Here is a 13,985-nt window from a genome sequence, read left to right as displayed (position 1 = left end):
GACCGATCGGGTGAGTTACAAGCGCGGCCTCGCCGTAGTCTTCGGGTGCGTGATCGCGGCGCTCGTGTCGTTCGCCGCAACTTACCCACGGTTCCATCCGGGCGCAGCCACCGCGCCGGCTGCCAGCACGCCGGTCAAGGCCGGCGCGGCGGGCGAGCCGTCGCTTACAGTCGACTTTCCGCCGCTCAACGCCAGCACCAGCCCCCTCTCGTGGGCGCGCCTTTCCGAGGCGCAGCACACCGCGCTCGCGCCATTCGCCGGCGAATGGGATCGCTTCAGCGAAGAGCGCAAGCGCAAATGGCTCAAGATTGCCTCCCGTTACGCGAAGATGTCGCCGGAGGCACAAAAGAGGCTTCAGGAGCGCATGACCGAGTGGGTCCGCATGACGCCTGAGCAGCGGCGCGTCGCGCGCGAAAACTACCAGGTATCGAAGGAGTTGCCGCCCCAGGCGCGACAGAACGCCTGGAAGGCGTATCAGGCCCTCTCGGAGGAACAGAAGGAACGGCTCGCCGCGACCGAACGCAAGCGGCGGCCGACCGTCGTGAGCGCCCCGCCGAGCGGCAAGAGCGAAATCCGCGGCATCAACCGGTTGCTGAATGCCCGCGAGCATGCCGCGGGCGCGAGTGCCGTGCAGCCCGGCGCCATACCGGCCGCCGCGACCTCGCAGGCGGCGAGCGCATTGCCCGCCGCGCCGGCCATGCCGCTGCCGTCGAGCAGCAGCCTGCCGCCGACGCCGGTGCCCGTCTCGCCCTCCGAAGCGCCGTCGGTGTTCAACGGTTCCTGAGCGTGCGTCACGCTCCGACCTGATCGACCCGCCATCGTGCCTGGCCCGCTCCCATCCAACGCCGCCGGTTCCCCGGGCACCACTACCGAACCGCTTTCGCCGCAGGACGTCGCCGCCGGCGCGCTGCCCCCCACCGTGCGCCGCCGCCTCGCGGCGCTCCTCTACGAGGCGATGATCCTCTTCGGCGTGGTCTTCTTCGCCGGCTATCTGTTCAGCACGCTCACGCAGCAACGCAACGGCCTTACGCATCACAACCTGCTCGCCGCGTGGATCGGGCTCGTCGTCGGCATCTACTTCGTCTGGTTCTGGACGCACGGCGGCCAGACGCTACCGATGAAAACGTGGCGCCTGCGCGTCGTGGGCCCCGGAAACGCGCCGGTCTCCGTGCCGCGCGCCGTCGCGCGTTATCTGCTTGCGCTGCTGTGGTTCCTGCCGCCGCTTGCGCTGCATCCCGCGGTCGGCCTCACGTTGCCGCACACCCTCCTGATCGCCGCACTCTGGTTCGTGCTGTGGGCCGCAACGGGCCGCATCGGCGCGAGCCGCCAGTTCCTGCACGATCGTCTGGCCGGCACGCGCATCGTCACCGTCGCACGCTGAGCGCCTTGTCGTCGTTGTGCCACGAGCGGCTCGATCCGTTCGACGACGACACACGCATGACCACCTCGCTCGCCCTGCCGCGCAAACATGCCCGCCCCGAGGCGTAATAAGAAATTCTCGTGACTGTCACGGCTCGGTCACGCGCGCGTGGCCGAATTCGCATACCGAAACACGCCGCGCGAGCCATGGCCACGAAGACGTCCGTGAGTTCCTTTTTCCGTCAGACCGGCCAGGGTGGCGAACCCGTCGCCTTCACGCCAGGCGCGCCGGCAGGCTCCCTGCCCTTGCCGCCCCAGCCGCCGCTTGCACACCCGCTCACGCAACAAGGCGCACCGGATGCCCCGCATCACGACGACGACCATCCCGCGTCGCACCGTTACCGCACCATCTGGCTCTCCGACATCCATCTAGGCTCGAACGGCTGTCAGGCGCCCTACCTGCTCGACTTCCTGCGCCACAACGAGTCGGAATACCTCTACCTCGTGGGCGACATCATTGACGGCTGGCAGTTGAAGAAGGGCTGGTACTGGCCGCAGGCGCACAACGACGTGGTGCAGAAGATCCTGCGCAAGGCGCGCAAGGGCACGCACGTGGTCTACATCCCCGGCAATCACGACGAGGGCGCGCGGCAGTTCTGCGATCTCGCGTTCGGCGACATCCACGTGCGTGGCGAAGCATTCCACACGACGATCGCGGGCCAGCGCCTGTGGATCGTGCACGGCGACCTCTTCGACGGCGTGATCCAGCACGCGAAGTGGCTCGCCTACCTGGGCGACACGCTCTACACGCTGATCCTCGTGCTCAACCGCTGGTTCAACCGCATCCGCAGCCGGCTCGGCTTCCAGTACTGGTCGCTCTCGCAGTACCTGAAACACCAGGTGAAGAACGCCGTGAACTTCATCTCGTCGTTCGAGCGCGTGATGACCGAGGAAGCCCGCCGCCGCGGCTGCGACGGCGTGGTGTGCGGCCACATCCACAAGGCCGAGATCCGCGACATCGACGGCGTGCTCTATTGCAACGACGGCGACTGGGTAGAGAGCCTTTCTGCGCTCGTCGAGACCTTCGAGGGCGAACTGAAGGTCATCTACTGGACCGTCATGCGCAGCCCGCAAGGCGTACCGGCGAAAGCCGGCAAGGCCAGGGCCGCGGCATGACGCACACGCCCCACGGGCATCCGCAGCAGCCACCACCGGCGCAGCACGCGCAAGACACTCGAGAGGGCCAGATAACGATGAAGATAATGATCGTGACGGACGCATGGGAGCCGCAGGTCAACGGCGTCGTGCGCACGCTGAAGAACACGACGCGCGAGCTCACCGCGCTCGGCCACCGCGTGGAGATCGTCACGCCGCTGGAGTTCCGCACGGTGCCGTGCCCGACCTACCCGGAAATCCGCCTGTCGCTGTTCCCGAAGCGCAAGCTGCACCGTCGCATCGACGACTTCGCACCCGACGCGCTGCACATCGCGACCGAAGGTCCGCTCGGCCTCGCAGCGCGCCGCTACGCGATCACGCATCGGCTGCCGTTCACGACCGCGTACCACACGCGCTTTCCCGAGTACGTGCAGGCCCGCTTCGGCATTCCGCTCGCGGCCACCTACCGGTTCCTGCACTGGTTCCACAAGCCGTCGCTTGCCGTGATGGCGCCCACGCCGGTCGTCAAGGCCGACCTCGAAAAATTCGGCTTCACGAACGTGGTGCTGTGGACGCGCGGCGTCGACCTCGACATCTTTCATCAGATGGAGTCGAAGGTGCTCAACACGGCGCGGCCGATCTTCCTCTACGTGGGACGCGTCGCCGTCGAAAAAAACGTGGAAGCGTTTCTCAAGCTTGATCTGCCGGGCTCGAAGTGGGTGGCGGGCGAGGGTCCGGCGCTCGGCGAACTGAAGTCGCGCTACCCGCAGGCGAACTACCTCGGCGTGCTGAGCCAGGCTGAACTCGCAAAGGTCTACGCGGCCGCCGACGTGTTCGTGTTCCCGAGCCGCACCGACACCTTCGGCCTCGTGCTACTCGAAGCGCTCGCGTGCGGCACACCGGTCGCGGCCTACCCGGTGACGGGCCCGATCGACGTGCTGGGCGACGGCGGCGCGGGCGCCATGAACGAAGACCTGCGCGAAGCCTGCCTCGAAGCGCTAAAGATCGATCGCAACGTGGCGCGCGCCTGGGCCGAGCGGTTCTCCTGGAGCGCCGCGTCGGCACAGTTCGCGGCACACCTGAAACCGCTGCCGCGCGCGACCGTCGAGGAGCAAAGCGCCACCGCGTAAGCCGCGGTTCCGCTCCTGCCGCCCTCTCCTCTACCATGCGACGACTTTCTCCTGTGCTTTCTCCCACGCCTTCTTCCGCAAGCGAGGAGCGGGAAAGCGGGGCACCGGACGCTGCCGATGCGGCGGCCGGCGCTCCGGCCGGCCCCGCCGTGCGGCGCGACCCGGCCGTGCCGCGCGGCGAGACGAATGGCGGCGAGTCCGGCGCGTATCATGCTGGGCAACCCGACCACGAGCACGCGCCCTCGCGGCAGACCATGCGCCCCTCCCCCGTTCGCTCCACCCACCGCGTAGAGGCTCACCACGCGGACCACGCCGAGATGCACGAGCCGCTCGGCCCCGACGATCCGCTCGCCCCGCTGCCGTTCAACCCGTACAAGGGCAACCGCGGCGTGACGCGCGCCTGGCACGCGCTCAAGAACTCGCTGGCCGGCTTTCGCGTGGCCATCCGCGTGGAAAGCGCGTTTCGCCAGGAACTCACGCTCGCCGCGATTCTGCTGCCCATCGGGCTGCTGGTGCCCGTCGAGCCGGTCGCGCGCGTGCTGCTGCTCGGCTCCGTGCTGCTGGTGCTGATCGTCGAGCTGCTCAATTCGAGCCTGGAAGCAGCCATCGATCGCATTTCTCTGGAGCGTCACGAGCTGTCGCGGCGCGCCAAGGATCTGGGCAGCGCCGCCGTGATGGTGGCGCTATTCGTCTGCGTAATGACATGGGTGCTGCTGCTCGCGCCACTGGTCGGCCCGCTGCTCTCACGCTGGCTCGCGGCGCTGCACTAGACATCTGCCCCACTGCGTGGGAACCCTGAGCTTCGGCGGGAAATGGTCGGTTTATAATCGAACGATAGTCTTAAAAAAGACCAACCGTGTCCGGGCGAACCCCGCGCGAACGGCACGCCGCCGCGCGCCTGCCCGGCAAAAACCAGGGCCGGACGACATGGAAGCCAAACCTCCCCGCCGCACCCGTGAGCGGATTCTCGAGCTCTCTCTGAAACTCTTCAACGAGATCGGTGAACCGAACGTCACCACGACGACGATCGCCGAGGAAATGGAGATCAGTCCAGGCAACCTGTACTACCACTTCCGCAACAAAGACGACATCATCAACAGCATCTTCAGCCAGTTCGAGCAGGAGATCGAAAAGCGGCTGCGCTTTCCCGACGACCATCGGGTCACCATCGACGAAATGTGGTCGTACCTGCAGTACATGGTGGACTTCACCTGGCGCTACCGCTTTCTGTACCGCGACCTCAACGACCTGCTCGCGCGCAACCGCACGCTGGAGATGCACTTCAAGCAGATCATCAGCCACAAGGTGCGCTTCGCGGGCCAGTTCTGCGAGCAACTGGTCTCGGACGGCGAGATGGTCGCCACGCCCGACGAGATCAACGTCATCGCAACCAACATCGGGCTCATCGGCACCTACTGGCTCTCGTACCAGTTCGTGATGAACCCGCGCAAGTACAACGATCAGGAAGCGATCCGCGCCGAGCTGCACCAGGTGAGCGTGCAGATCGTGTCGCTGATGGCGCCGTACCTGCGCGGCCGCTCGCGCCAGATTTTCGACGACCTCGTTTCGGGACGTCTGCCGCGGCGCGAGTTCTACGACTATCTGCCGCCACGCGAAAACGCGGCCGGCGGCGCATGACCCCCCTGGGCACGGCCGCTGCTGCGGGCCGCCTGCTCGACGGCAACGAAAACAGGAACGTTCGGCAATGAAGTCGGTTTGTGTCTATTGCGGCTCCTCATTCGGCGTGAGGAGCGATTATCGGGAAGCCGCGCAGGCGTTCGGCCGCGCGCTCGTGGAAGCGGATCTGGCGCTCGTCTACGGCGGCGGCAAGGTCGGCCTGATGGGCGCCATCGCCGACGAAGTGCTGGCCCGGGGCGGACGCGCCATCGGCGTGATTCCGGAGCTGCTCATCAACAAGGAAGTGGGCCACACGGGCCTTTCCGAACTGCACGTCGTGCCCGACATGCACCAGCGCAAGAAGATGATGGCCGACTTCGCCGACGCCTTCGTTGCGCTGCCCGGCGGCGCCGGCACGCTCGAGGAACTCTTCGAGGTGTTCACGTGGGCGCAACTCGGCTATCACCAGAAGCCGGTGGCGCTTCTCAACATTCAGGGGTTCTACGACCCGCTGATAGCGTTGCTCCGTCACACCGTGCAGGAAGGCTTCATGCGGCAGAACTGGCTCGACATCCTGCAGGTGGAGGCCGATCCGCGCGCGCTCATCGCAAAACTGCAGCGCTACCAGCCGCCCGTCGCCGACAAATGGACGACGGCGCGCGAAGCAGTTTGAATCCGTTTGAAGCTGCCTGGCGCCGTTCGAAGCCGTCCGAACGCTTCTGCGCGCTAACCCACCGGGTGAAATGAAGTCGCGAACCTCGAACCCCTGGAGGCCGCCATGTCGAAAGTCGTTCTGATCACGGGAGCCAGCCGCGGCATCGGCCGCGCCACGGCAAGGCTGCTCGGCGCGGGAGGCTGGACCGTCGGCGTCAATTACGCCCACAACGAGGCCGCGGCCCAGGAAGTGGCCGCCGAAGTCGGCCGCGCCGGGGGCCACGCCCGCGTGATACACGGCGACGTGGCGAACGAAGCCGACGTCGACGCCATGTTCGATACGCTTGAAAAAGCGTTCGGCCGCATCGATGCGCTCGTCAACAACGCGGGCATCGTCGCGCCGTCGCTGCCGCTCGCCGACATGAGCGCGGAGCGCCTGCGGCGCATGTTCGACGTCAACGTCTACGGCGCCTACCTCTGCGCGCGCGAAGCAGCGCGCCGCATGTCGAAGGACCGCGGCGGCGACGGCGGCGCCATCGTCAACGTGTCGTCGGCTGCGGCGCGCCTCGGCTCGCCGAACGAATACGTCGATTACGCGGGATCGAAAGGCGCCGTCGACACCATGACCATCGGCCTTGCAAAGGAACTCGGCCCGCAGGGCGTGCGCGTCAACGCCGTGCGGCCCGGCCTGATCGATACCGACATTCACGCGAGCGGCGGCCGCCCCGACCGCGCCGCCGTGCTCGGCGCGCAGACGCCGCTGGGCCGGCCGGGCACCGCCGAGGAAGTGGCCGAGGCCATCGTCTGGCTGCTCAGCGACGCCGCTTCCTACGTGACGGGCGCTCTGCTCGACGTCAGCGCCGGGCGCTGACGCACGACCGCGCCGCTCCTCAGGCTTTCATGCCGCGCCTCGCCCAGGCGCGCGATCTGGCGCGGGTCGCCGCCCGCGCCCATCGCATCCCGCCTGATCGGCCTTCCCGCCGCCGCTCGATTACAACTGCCCCTCTCTTTTCGTAACCCGCTGTAATAATCCATCTATAGAATCGCGGGACAGCTTATCCGCTATGCGGCACGGACCTGCGCGCCACACGCACACCACCGGCGGACAAGACCCTATGCACACAGCGCCTCGCCAAAGCAGCGAGGCGCACGAGTGAGATCTTTAGATGCGTCAACCGAATCACCCCGCCGCCGCGCTTGTGGGAGGGCCGGCAACGGGGACACCGGATGCCGGCTCGCCGGCATCGGGACTCGCCACAACCGGTCTTGCCGTCACGGCCGGCGCAGCGTCTTCCGCCGCGCACTCCGCCGAAGGCACGGCACCCCTCGTTCAATCGACTGCGCACCTTTCGCAAGGCGAAGCCGTCGCGCCTGTTCCCGCCGATCCGCTCGGCCCGCCCCTCGCGCCCGCTTCCGGTACGCGAGCGCTCGCATGGTCGCGTCGGCTGATCTGGCTCGTGGCCATCGCGCTCGTCTGCGCGTGGCTGTTGCCCGGCACGCTGGGCCACGACCCGTGGAAGCAGGATGAGACGTACACGTTCGGCATCATCCAGCACATGCTGGAGACGGGCGACCTCGTCGTGCCGACCAACGCGGGCCAGCCTTTCGTCGAAAAGCCGCCGCTTTACGACTGGGTCGCGGCCGGACTCGCGTGGGGCCTCGGCCGATACTTGCCGCTGCACGACGCCGCGCGGCTCGCCAGCGCGCTGTTCGCCGCACTCGCCCTCTATTTCACGGCACGCCTCGCGAAGCGCGCGACCGGCGCCGCGCGCTGGCTCGATCTGCGCGTGATCGGCACGCTCGCGCTCTTTGCGGGCAGCTTCGTCGTCATCAAGCACGTTCACGACATGATGACCGACGTCGCGTTGATGGCCGGCGCCGCGATGGGTCTCTGCGGGCTCTACGAGCTGGTGACCGCGCATCTGGCGAGCCACGTACCGGCACACGGCGACACGGGCACAGCGCCGCCGCGCAACTCGACCAACGCGCAAACGAACACACGCGTGCCCGCCGCGCTGCTCGGCGCAGGCGTCGGTATCACGCTGATGACCAAGGGACTGTTCCTGCCGCTCGTGTTCGGCGCCACAGTCTGCGGCGTACTCGTGCTCTATCCGGCCTGCCGCAGCCGCGCGTTCATGCGCTCGCTCGCCGTGGCCGCGCTGGTGTGCGCGCCGTTCGCGCTGATCTGGCCGGTCTGTTTCTATCTGCGCTCCGAGGCGCTCTTCAAGGTCTGGTTCTGGGACAACAACGTCGGCCGCTTCCTCGGCTTTTCGGTGCCCGAACTCGGCTCGGAAAACGACGGACATCTGTTCGCCCTGCGCGCCGTGCTCACGGCGGGCTTCCCGGCCGGCCCGCTCGCCTTCGTCGCGCTGGCGACAGGCACGTGGCGGCGTTGGCGCGAGCCCCAGGTCGCGCTGCCCGCGCTCTTCGCCGGCATCGGCCTGGCCGTGCTGCAGACGTCGGCCACCGTGCGCGTGCTCTACATCCTGCCGTTCATGCCGGCGCTCGCGGTGCTCGCGGCCGACGGCATCCGCCGACTGCCGCAGCGTCTCGCCGTGGCCTGGGACATGGCGGGCCGCGTGTTGTTCGGCGCCCTCGTGCTGCTCGCGTGGATCATCTGGTCGACGATGACGGGCCCCGTCGGCACGCACGCTACCCTCGCGCGACTCGGCCGCTGGCTACCGCTCGACTGGACGATGCCGGTGCGGCCGGCGCTCGTCGTTGCGGCCATCGCGCTGACCGCAGGCTGGCTGTGGCTGCTGCCCGCGCTCAAGCACAGCGGCCGCTGGCGCGGCGCGCTCAGCTGGTGCCTTGGCGCGACCGCGGCGTGGGGACTCGTGAGCACGCTGCTGCTGCCGTGGCTCGACGAAGCGAAGAGCTACCGCTCAGTGTTCGAAGACCTCTCGGCGCATCTCGCCGTGGAGTGGAACGAGGGCGACTGCATGGCGAGCAGCGGACTCGGTGAATCCGAAGCGCCCATGCTCTATTACTTCGCGGGCATCGAGCACGTGCCCGCCGACCCGGCGACCACCGAGTGCACCTGGCTCATCGTGGAGAGCCGCCGCAACGCCGCACGCTCGCCCGGCGACGACTGGCAGCTGTTCTGGTCGGGCGCACGCCCCGGCGACACGGACGAGTTGCTGCGCGTGTTCGTGCGCACGCCCGACACGATGCCGCCGCTCGATTGAATTTCGCGTGAGCCGTACATGGAGTCGGGCCTGCAGGTGCGTCTGAAAGCGGGTGTGAACCCGCGCCGGCTCGCAGGCACCACGACGCGGGCCACCGGTCTCCAACGCGTGAACGTCTAGAACGAAGAGCCGGGCTCCCGCAGGAACGCCTCTTCCTCCTGCGTGGTGAGCCGGTTGAGCACCGCATTGCGATGCGGGTAGCGGCCGAAGCGCTCGATCACCCGCGCGTGTAGCACCGCGTAGCGGTAGTAGTCCTCGCCGTCCGGTTCGTCGGCGAGCGCGCGAAAGAGCCGCAGCGATTCGCGCTGACTCCCGGCAGACTCGTCGTGCTCGAACGGCAGATACGCAAACGCGCGGTGATGGACGCTGGGCAGCAGACGGTCTGCGCCGCTCGCCACGATCTGTTTTGCGACGGCGAGCGCTTTGAGGTCGCCCGCGAACGCGTGCGGCGTGCCGCGATGGCAGTTGCGCGAAAACTGGTCGAGCACGATCACGAGTGCGAGCGCGCCGGGCGTCGTGGCGGTCCACGCATCGAGTGCGCCTTCGCGGCCCAACATGATCAGTTCACCAAAGCGATCGCGGAGGTCGGCGTCGAAGGCGTCATCGCGAGCGAACCAGATCTTTCTCCTCGTGCCGTAGCCGGGCGAATCCGGCTCGCCGAACCAGAAGTCGAGCACGGCTTTCGCGCGGGAATCGAGCGCGGCGTAATCGCGGTTCCAGTCGCTGCTCACGTCGCTGCTCCGATCGCTCCCGCCACGTCCCACACGCTCATGCGAACTCCAGCACGAGCCGCCGCGTGCGCGCGCTCTTCTTTTCGAGCTTCGCCACGCGCAGCGCGCCGATTTCGCTCGTGTTGCGCACGTGGGTGCCGCCGCAGGGCTGAAGGTCCACGTCTTCGATGCGCAACAGCCGCACGCGGCCAAGCCCCATGGGCGGCTTCACGCTCATCGTGCGCACGAGTTCGGGACGCTGCTGCATTTCGTCGTCGGTGATCCAGACCGTGGCAACCGCATGCGAGCCTTCCACCAGTTCGCCCAGCCGCGCCTCCACCGTGTCGCGTTCGATCGGCTCCACGGTCGCGAAGTCGAGCCGCGCGTAGTCCGCCGTGATGCTGCAACCGTCCACGGGATACGGCAGCACCGCGCACATCAGATGGCTCGCCGTGTGCAGGCGCATGTGGCGGTAACGGCGCGCCCAGTCGATCTCCGCCCGCACGCGTTCGCCGGCGCGCAGGCGCGCGAGCAGCGCCTCCTGGTCGGGCGCGGGAACGTGGACAGCGTCGTCCGGCGTGGCGCCTTCGAATTTCGCCTTGCGCGTGTCCGCAATCGCGATGCGCGTGCCGTCTTCGAGCACAAGCGCGCCCGTGTCGCCCGCCTGGCCGCCGCCCAGCGGATAGAACACCGTCTGGTCGAGATGAATGCCCTGCTCGTCGACCGCGGTGATCAGCGCGTCGCATTGGGTCAGATAAGCGTCGTCGCGAAAGAGCGCCTTCGTGGCCATGGTCTCTCCTGTAGGTTGTTCGGGGCTGGCTGGATGCGGCCGGTGCGTGTCGCGCCGCGCCGGCGATACGCCGAGCGGCCATTATTGCCGCGCCCTGCACACGCGAGACAGGCCGCCTCGCGGTCCACTGTCACCGGACTGTACTGGTCCGACGGACAGGCCAGCCGGCTGCGGGGAAAGCCGTGCGCCCCCGGCCCGAACCTCGGGTCACGCCGTCACCCCGGACGATTACGCATCCAGTCGGCGGTCTCGAAAAACGAATGCAGCAGACGCTCGCGCAACGGTTCGGGCAAACCGATGTCCTCCATCGCCCAGGCCATGCAACGCAGCCACTGGTCGCGCTCGTCCGATGCGATGGCGTACGGCAGATGCCGCGCGCGCAGCCGCGGATGCCCGAAGCGGCTGATGTAATGGTCCGGGCCGCCCAGCCAGCCGCACAGGAACCAGAAGAGCTTGTCGCGAGAGCCCTCCAGCGTCGGCGGATGCAACGCACGCAGGCCCGCGAAGTCGGGCTCGAGGTCCATCAGGTCGTAGAAGCGGTCGACGAGTTCGCGCACGCGCGTCTCGCCGCCCACGAGTTCGAAGGCCGTGGGTTGGGTCGGCGCTTCGTCGTTCGGATCGGTCATACGGTCAAGAAAGGAAGTCGGAAAAAAATGCGGGCGGGAAAGCACGGCTTCATTGACGCGGCTTCAATGAAGCCTCGGCGATAAGACCGCATCACGCCCCTGATGCATCGCGTCTCACGCGTCCCGCAGCGATTGCAGCGCCGGCCGCGCCAGCACGTTGCGCAGGCTGAGCCAGCCGCCCACCGCCGCGCACGCCACGCCGGCCACCACGCCGGCCGGCAGCAGCCATGGGTCGAAGGCGAGATAGAAGTCGAACACGCGCGTGGCGAGCACCATGCCCACGGCCTGCGCGCCCGCCGCGCCCATGAGTCCCGCGAGCGCGCCCACCACGGCGAATTCCGCGAACTGCACCGTGAGCACCTGGCGATGCGACGCGCCCAGCGCGCGCAGCAGCGCGGATTCTCGCACACGTTCGTCGCGCGTCCCGGCGAGCGCCGCGTACAGCACGAGCAGCCCCGCCGCCAGCGTGAACGCGAACAGGAACTGCACGGCGCCGATCACCTGGCCGATCACCCGCTGCACCTGCGAGAGAATGGGCGCGGTGTCGATGGCGGTGACGTTCGGATACGCGGCAACGAGCCCATCGATCACGCCGCGCTGCTCGCGCGGCACGTGAAAACTCGTGATGAACATCGACGGAAAATCCTGGAGCAGCGCGGGCGGCATCAGCACGAAGAAGTTCACCTTGAACGATCCCCAGTCGAGCTTGCGCGTGCTCGTGATGGGCGCATCGACGGTCATGCCCGTCACGTCGAAGCGGAGCGTGTCGCCGGGCTTCACGTTGAGGATTCTGGCAAGCCCCTGCTCCATGGAAAGCTGCGGCGCCTTCGAGTCGCCGTACCACTTGCCCGCCTCGATGCGATTGTCGTCGGGCAGCTTCGTCGTGTACGAGAGGTTGAACTCGCGGTCCACGAGGCGCCGCGCGTCTTCGTTCTTGTAGGTGTCCGGATTGACCGGCTTGCCGTTGATGGCGACGAGCCGCGCACGCACCATCGGTTCGAGCGTGACGTCGGCGAAGCCGTGCGACTTGAGGTAATCGAGCACGCCCGCGCGCTGGTCGGGCTGGATATCGATGATGAATTCGTTGGGCGCATCGGGCGGCGTCGACTTGCGCCAGCCCTCGATCAGGTCGTTGCGCGTCATCGCGATGAGCAGCAGGCACATCAACCCGATGCCGAGCGCGGTGATCTGCAGCGCACTCGCGCCCGCGCGCCGCTCAAGCGAAGCGAGCGCATAACGCCAGCCGACGCTCGCGTTCACGCGTTCGCTGCGCGCCACATGGGCCGCGGCCCCGAGCGCGATCCGCGCGACGACCGAAAACAGCAGCAGCCCGCCCGCGAAGCCGCCCGCCACGATGCCGCCCAGCTTGAGTTCGCCCGCGGCGAGCACGAGCAGGCCGGCAAACAGCGCGATGCCGAGTGCGTAAGCGGCCCACGCCGTGCGCCCCGCCTCGCCCCATTCGCGCCGCAGCACCCGTACCGGCGGCACGCGCGTGAGCGGCAACAGCGGCGGCAGCGCGAAGCCGAGCAGCAGCACGAGCCCGGCGGCCAGCCCTTCGAGCGCGGGCCACACCCTCGGATAAGGCAGCGCGACGTCGATCAGACTGCCGAGCCACGCAAGCAGCGCGAGATGCCCGCCGAAACCGAGCGCGAGGCCGGCCACGCCGCTCACCAGGCCCACCGCGAGAAATTCGAGCGTGAACAGCACGCGCAACGTCCGCTGACTCACGCCGAGGCAGCGCATCTGCGCGCAGCTATCAAGATGACGGCGCGTGTAGCGGTGCGCGGTCATGGCGATGGCGACCGCCGCGAGCAAGGCCGTGAGCAGCGCGACGAGCGTGAGGAAGTGGCCCGCGCGATCGAGCGTCTGCCGCACCTGCGGCTGGCCGTCCTGCAACGATTCGAGTGCGACGCCGCGCATCTTGCCGCCGTCCACGCGCGCATGGGCCCACTCGGCGAAACGCGCCACGGCGGCGTCGGGACCCGCCACGAGCAAGCGCCAGGTGACCCGGCTGCCGTAGCCGATCAGGCCCGTGGAATAAAGCTCGTCGGCCCGCATCATCAGACGCGGCGAGAAGTTGACGAACGAGAAGCCGCGATCCAGCTCGCGCGTGATCATCGCGGCCACCTTGAAGGTGCGCCCGCCCACCAGCACCGTGTCGCCCACGCGCAGCTTGAGCGTGTCGAGCAGTTGTTCGTCCACCCAGACAGTGCCGGGCGCAGGGATGCCGCGCGCGACGTGATCGGGCGCATTGGGCCCGGGCGCGATGCGCAGCGCGCCGCGCAACGGATACTCCGCCGACACGGCCTTCACGGCGGAGAGGCGCGCCACGGTGGGCGCGGCGGCCTGCGACTGGCCGGCTCCGCTCGCCGGCTGGCCGGATGCGAATGCGCCCGAAGCGTCGTTCGGTCCGGCGCCTGAGCCAGCGTTTGAATCCGCACCCGAGCCTGCACCCGAACCCGCCGCTGCGCTCACCATGGTCGGAAAAATCGCCGTCGACGCGGTACGCAGGCCGAGCGTCTCGGCCTCGCGAGCGAATTCGGCGGGCACAGGGTGATCGGCACGCACGATGAAGTCGGCCGCAATCATCTGCCGTGCGTCGCGTTCCAGCCCCTGCTGCAGGCGGTCGGCGAGAAAGCCAACGCTCGACAGCGCCGTCACCGCCAGCACCAGCGCGAGCACCAGCATGGTGAGTTCGCCCGCGCGCCAGTCGCGGGCCGTCATGCGCGCTGCCTGACGAACTACGTCGGACCATC

The 13,985-nt window shown here is 68.2% G+C and carries 13 protein-coding genes; 9 read left to right on the top strand and 4 right to left on the bottom strand.

Annotation, left to right across the window (positions count from 1 at the left end):
• Positions 1–10: 10 nt before the first annotated feature.
• From U0042_RS24200 to U0042_RS24160, 9 genes are all read left to right on the top strand, one after another.
• Positions 11–784: a DUF3106 domain-containing protein gene (locus U0042_RS24200; RefSeq protein WP_114813522.1), complete on the top strand. Its 774-nt coding sequence runs from the start codon at positions 11–13 to the stop codon at positions 782–784.
• Between the two features lie 123 nt (positions 785–907).
• The gene (locus U0042_RS24195; protein WP_198665380.1) at positions 908–1,381 is read left to right on the top strand and encodes an RDD family protein; all 474 of its coding nucleotides are present in this window, start codon (positions 908–910) and stop codon (positions 1,379–1,381) included.
• 185 nt (positions 1,382–1,566) lie between these two features.
• Entirely contained in the window at positions 1,567–2,535 is a 969-nt protein-coding gene (locus U0042_RS24190; RefSeq protein WP_114813526.1) for a UDP-2,3-diacylglucosamine diphosphatase, read from the top strand.
• A 77-nt stretch (positions 2,536–2,612) separates the two neighbouring features.
• Positions 2,613–3,644, top strand: a complete 1,032-nt coding sequence (locus tag U0042_RS24185; RefSeq protein WP_114813528.1) for a glycosyltransferase family 4 protein — start codon at positions 2,613–2,615, stop codon at positions 3,642–3,644.
• 254 nt (positions 3,645–3,898) lie between these two features.
• Positions 3,899–4,414, top strand: coding sequence for a diacylglycerol kinase (locus U0042_RS24180; protein WP_327205070.1), 516 nt, complete (start codon positions 3,899–3,901; stop codon positions 4,412–4,414).
• Between the two features lie 157 nt (positions 4,415–4,571).
• Positions 4,572–5,282, top strand: coding sequence for a TetR/AcrR family transcriptional regulator (locus U0042_RS24175; RefSeq protein ID WP_114813532.1), 711 nt, complete (start codon positions 4,572–4,574; stop codon positions 5,280–5,282).
• 67 nt (positions 5,283–5,349) lie between these two features.
• The gene (locus U0042_RS24170; RefSeq protein ID WP_114813534.1) at positions 5,350–5,934 is read left to right on the top strand and encodes a TIGR00730 family Rossman fold protein; all 585 of its coding nucleotides are present in this window, start codon (positions 5,350–5,352) and stop codon (positions 5,932–5,934) included.
• Between the two features lie 105 nt (positions 5,935–6,039).
• Positions 6,040–6,786, top strand: coding sequence for an SDR family oxidoreductase (locus tag U0042_RS24165; protein WP_114813536.1), 747 nt, complete (start codon positions 6,040–6,042; stop codon positions 6,784–6,786).
• 295 nt (positions 6,787–7,081) lie between these two features.
• Positions 7,082–9,103 carry an ArnT family glycosyltransferase gene (locus U0042_RS24160; protein WP_232833490.1) on the top strand — a complete coding sequence of 674 codons (2,022 nt, stop codon included), beginning with the start codon at positions 7,082–7,084 and terminating at the stop codon, positions 9,101–9,103.
• A 116-nt stretch (positions 9,104–9,219) separates the two neighbouring features.
• On the opposite strand, the gene U0042_RS24155 is transcribed toward U0042_RS24160, so the two are convergent.
• From U0042_RS24155 to U0042_RS24140, 4 genes are all read right to left on the bottom strand, one after another.
• Positions 9,220–9,834 carry a DUF924 family protein gene (locus U0042_RS24155; protein WP_114813538.1) on the bottom strand — a complete coding sequence of 205 codons (615 nt, stop codon included), beginning with the start codon at positions 9,832–9,834 and terminating at the stop codon, positions 9,220–9,222.
• A 37-nt stretch (positions 9,835–9,871) separates the two neighbouring features.
• Positions 9,872–10,603, bottom strand: a complete 732-nt coding sequence (locus U0042_RS24150; RefSeq protein ID WP_114813540.1) for an alanyl-tRNA editing protein — start codon at positions 10,601–10,603, stop codon at positions 9,872–9,874.
• A 215-nt stretch (positions 10,604–10,818) separates the two neighbouring features.
• The gene (locus U0042_RS24145; RefSeq protein ID WP_114813542.1) at positions 10,819–11,229 is read right to left on the bottom strand and encodes a group II truncated hemoglobin; all 411 of its coding nucleotides are present in this window, start codon (positions 11,227–11,229) and stop codon (positions 10,819–10,821) included.
• A gap of 114 nt (positions 11,230–11,343) precedes the next feature.
• Positions 11,344–13,953: an ABC transporter permease gene (locus tag U0042_RS24140; RefSeq protein ID WP_419150537.1), complete on the bottom strand. Its 2,610-nt coding sequence runs from the start codon at positions 13,951–13,953 to the stop codon at positions 11,344–11,346.
• Positions 13,954–13,985: the final 32 nt, after the last annotated feature.

This window comes from Paraburkholderia kururiensis (assembly GCF_034424375.1).
In the GTDB taxonomy this organism is placed as follows: Bacteria; Pseudomonadota; Gammaproteobacteria; order Burkholderiales; family Burkholderiaceae; genus Paraburkholderia; species Paraburkholderia kururiensis_A.
The sequence above is the reverse complement of the archived record's forward strand: the minus strand, read 5'-3'. Positions and strand labels throughout refer to the sequence as shown.

What these genes read in the sequence shown, in the direction of transcription:
- U0042_RS24165 (WP_114813536.1), top strand. Translation starts at nt 6,040, where the DNA reads ATGTCGAAAGTCGTTCTGATCACGGGAGCCAGCCGCGGCATCGGCCGC.
- U0042_RS24175 (WP_114813532.1), top strand. Translation starts at nt 4,572, where the DNA reads ATGGAAGCCAAACCTCCCCGCCGCACCCGTGAGCGGATTCTCGAGCTC.
- U0042_RS24180 (WP_327205070.1), top strand. Translation starts at nt 3,899, where the DNA reads ATGCGCCCCTCCCCCGTTCGCTCCACCCACCGCGTAGAGGCTCACCAC.
- U0042_RS24170 (WP_114813534.1), top strand. Translation starts at nt 5,350, where the DNA reads ATGAAGTCGGTTTGTGTCTATTGCGGCTCCTCATTCGGCGTGAGGAGC.
- U0042_RS24150 (WP_114813540.1), bottom strand. Translation starts at nt 10,603, where the DNA reads ATGGCCACGAAGGCGCTCTTTCGCGACGACGCTTATCTGACCCAATGC.
- U0042_RS24190 (WP_114813526.1), top strand. Translation starts at nt 1,567, where the DNA reads ATGGCCACGAAGACGTCCGTGAGTTCCTTTTTCCGTCAGACCGGCCAG.
- U0042_RS24140 (WP_419150537.1), bottom strand. Translation starts at nt 13,953, where the DNA reads ATGACGGCCCGCGACTGGCGCGCGGGCGAACTCACCATGCTGGTGCTC.
- U0042_RS24145 (WP_114813542.1), bottom strand. Translation starts at nt 11,229, where the DNA reads ATGACCGATCCGAACGACGAAGCGCCGACCCAACCCACGGCCTTCGAA.
- U0042_RS24185 (WP_114813528.1), top strand. Translation starts at nt 2,613, where the DNA reads ATGAAGATAATGATCGTGACGGACGCATGGGAGCCGCAGGTCAACGGC.
- U0042_RS24160 (WP_232833490.1), top strand. Translation starts at nt 7,082, where the DNA reads ATGCGTCAACCGAATCACCCCGCCGCCGCGCTTGTGGGAGGGCCGGCA.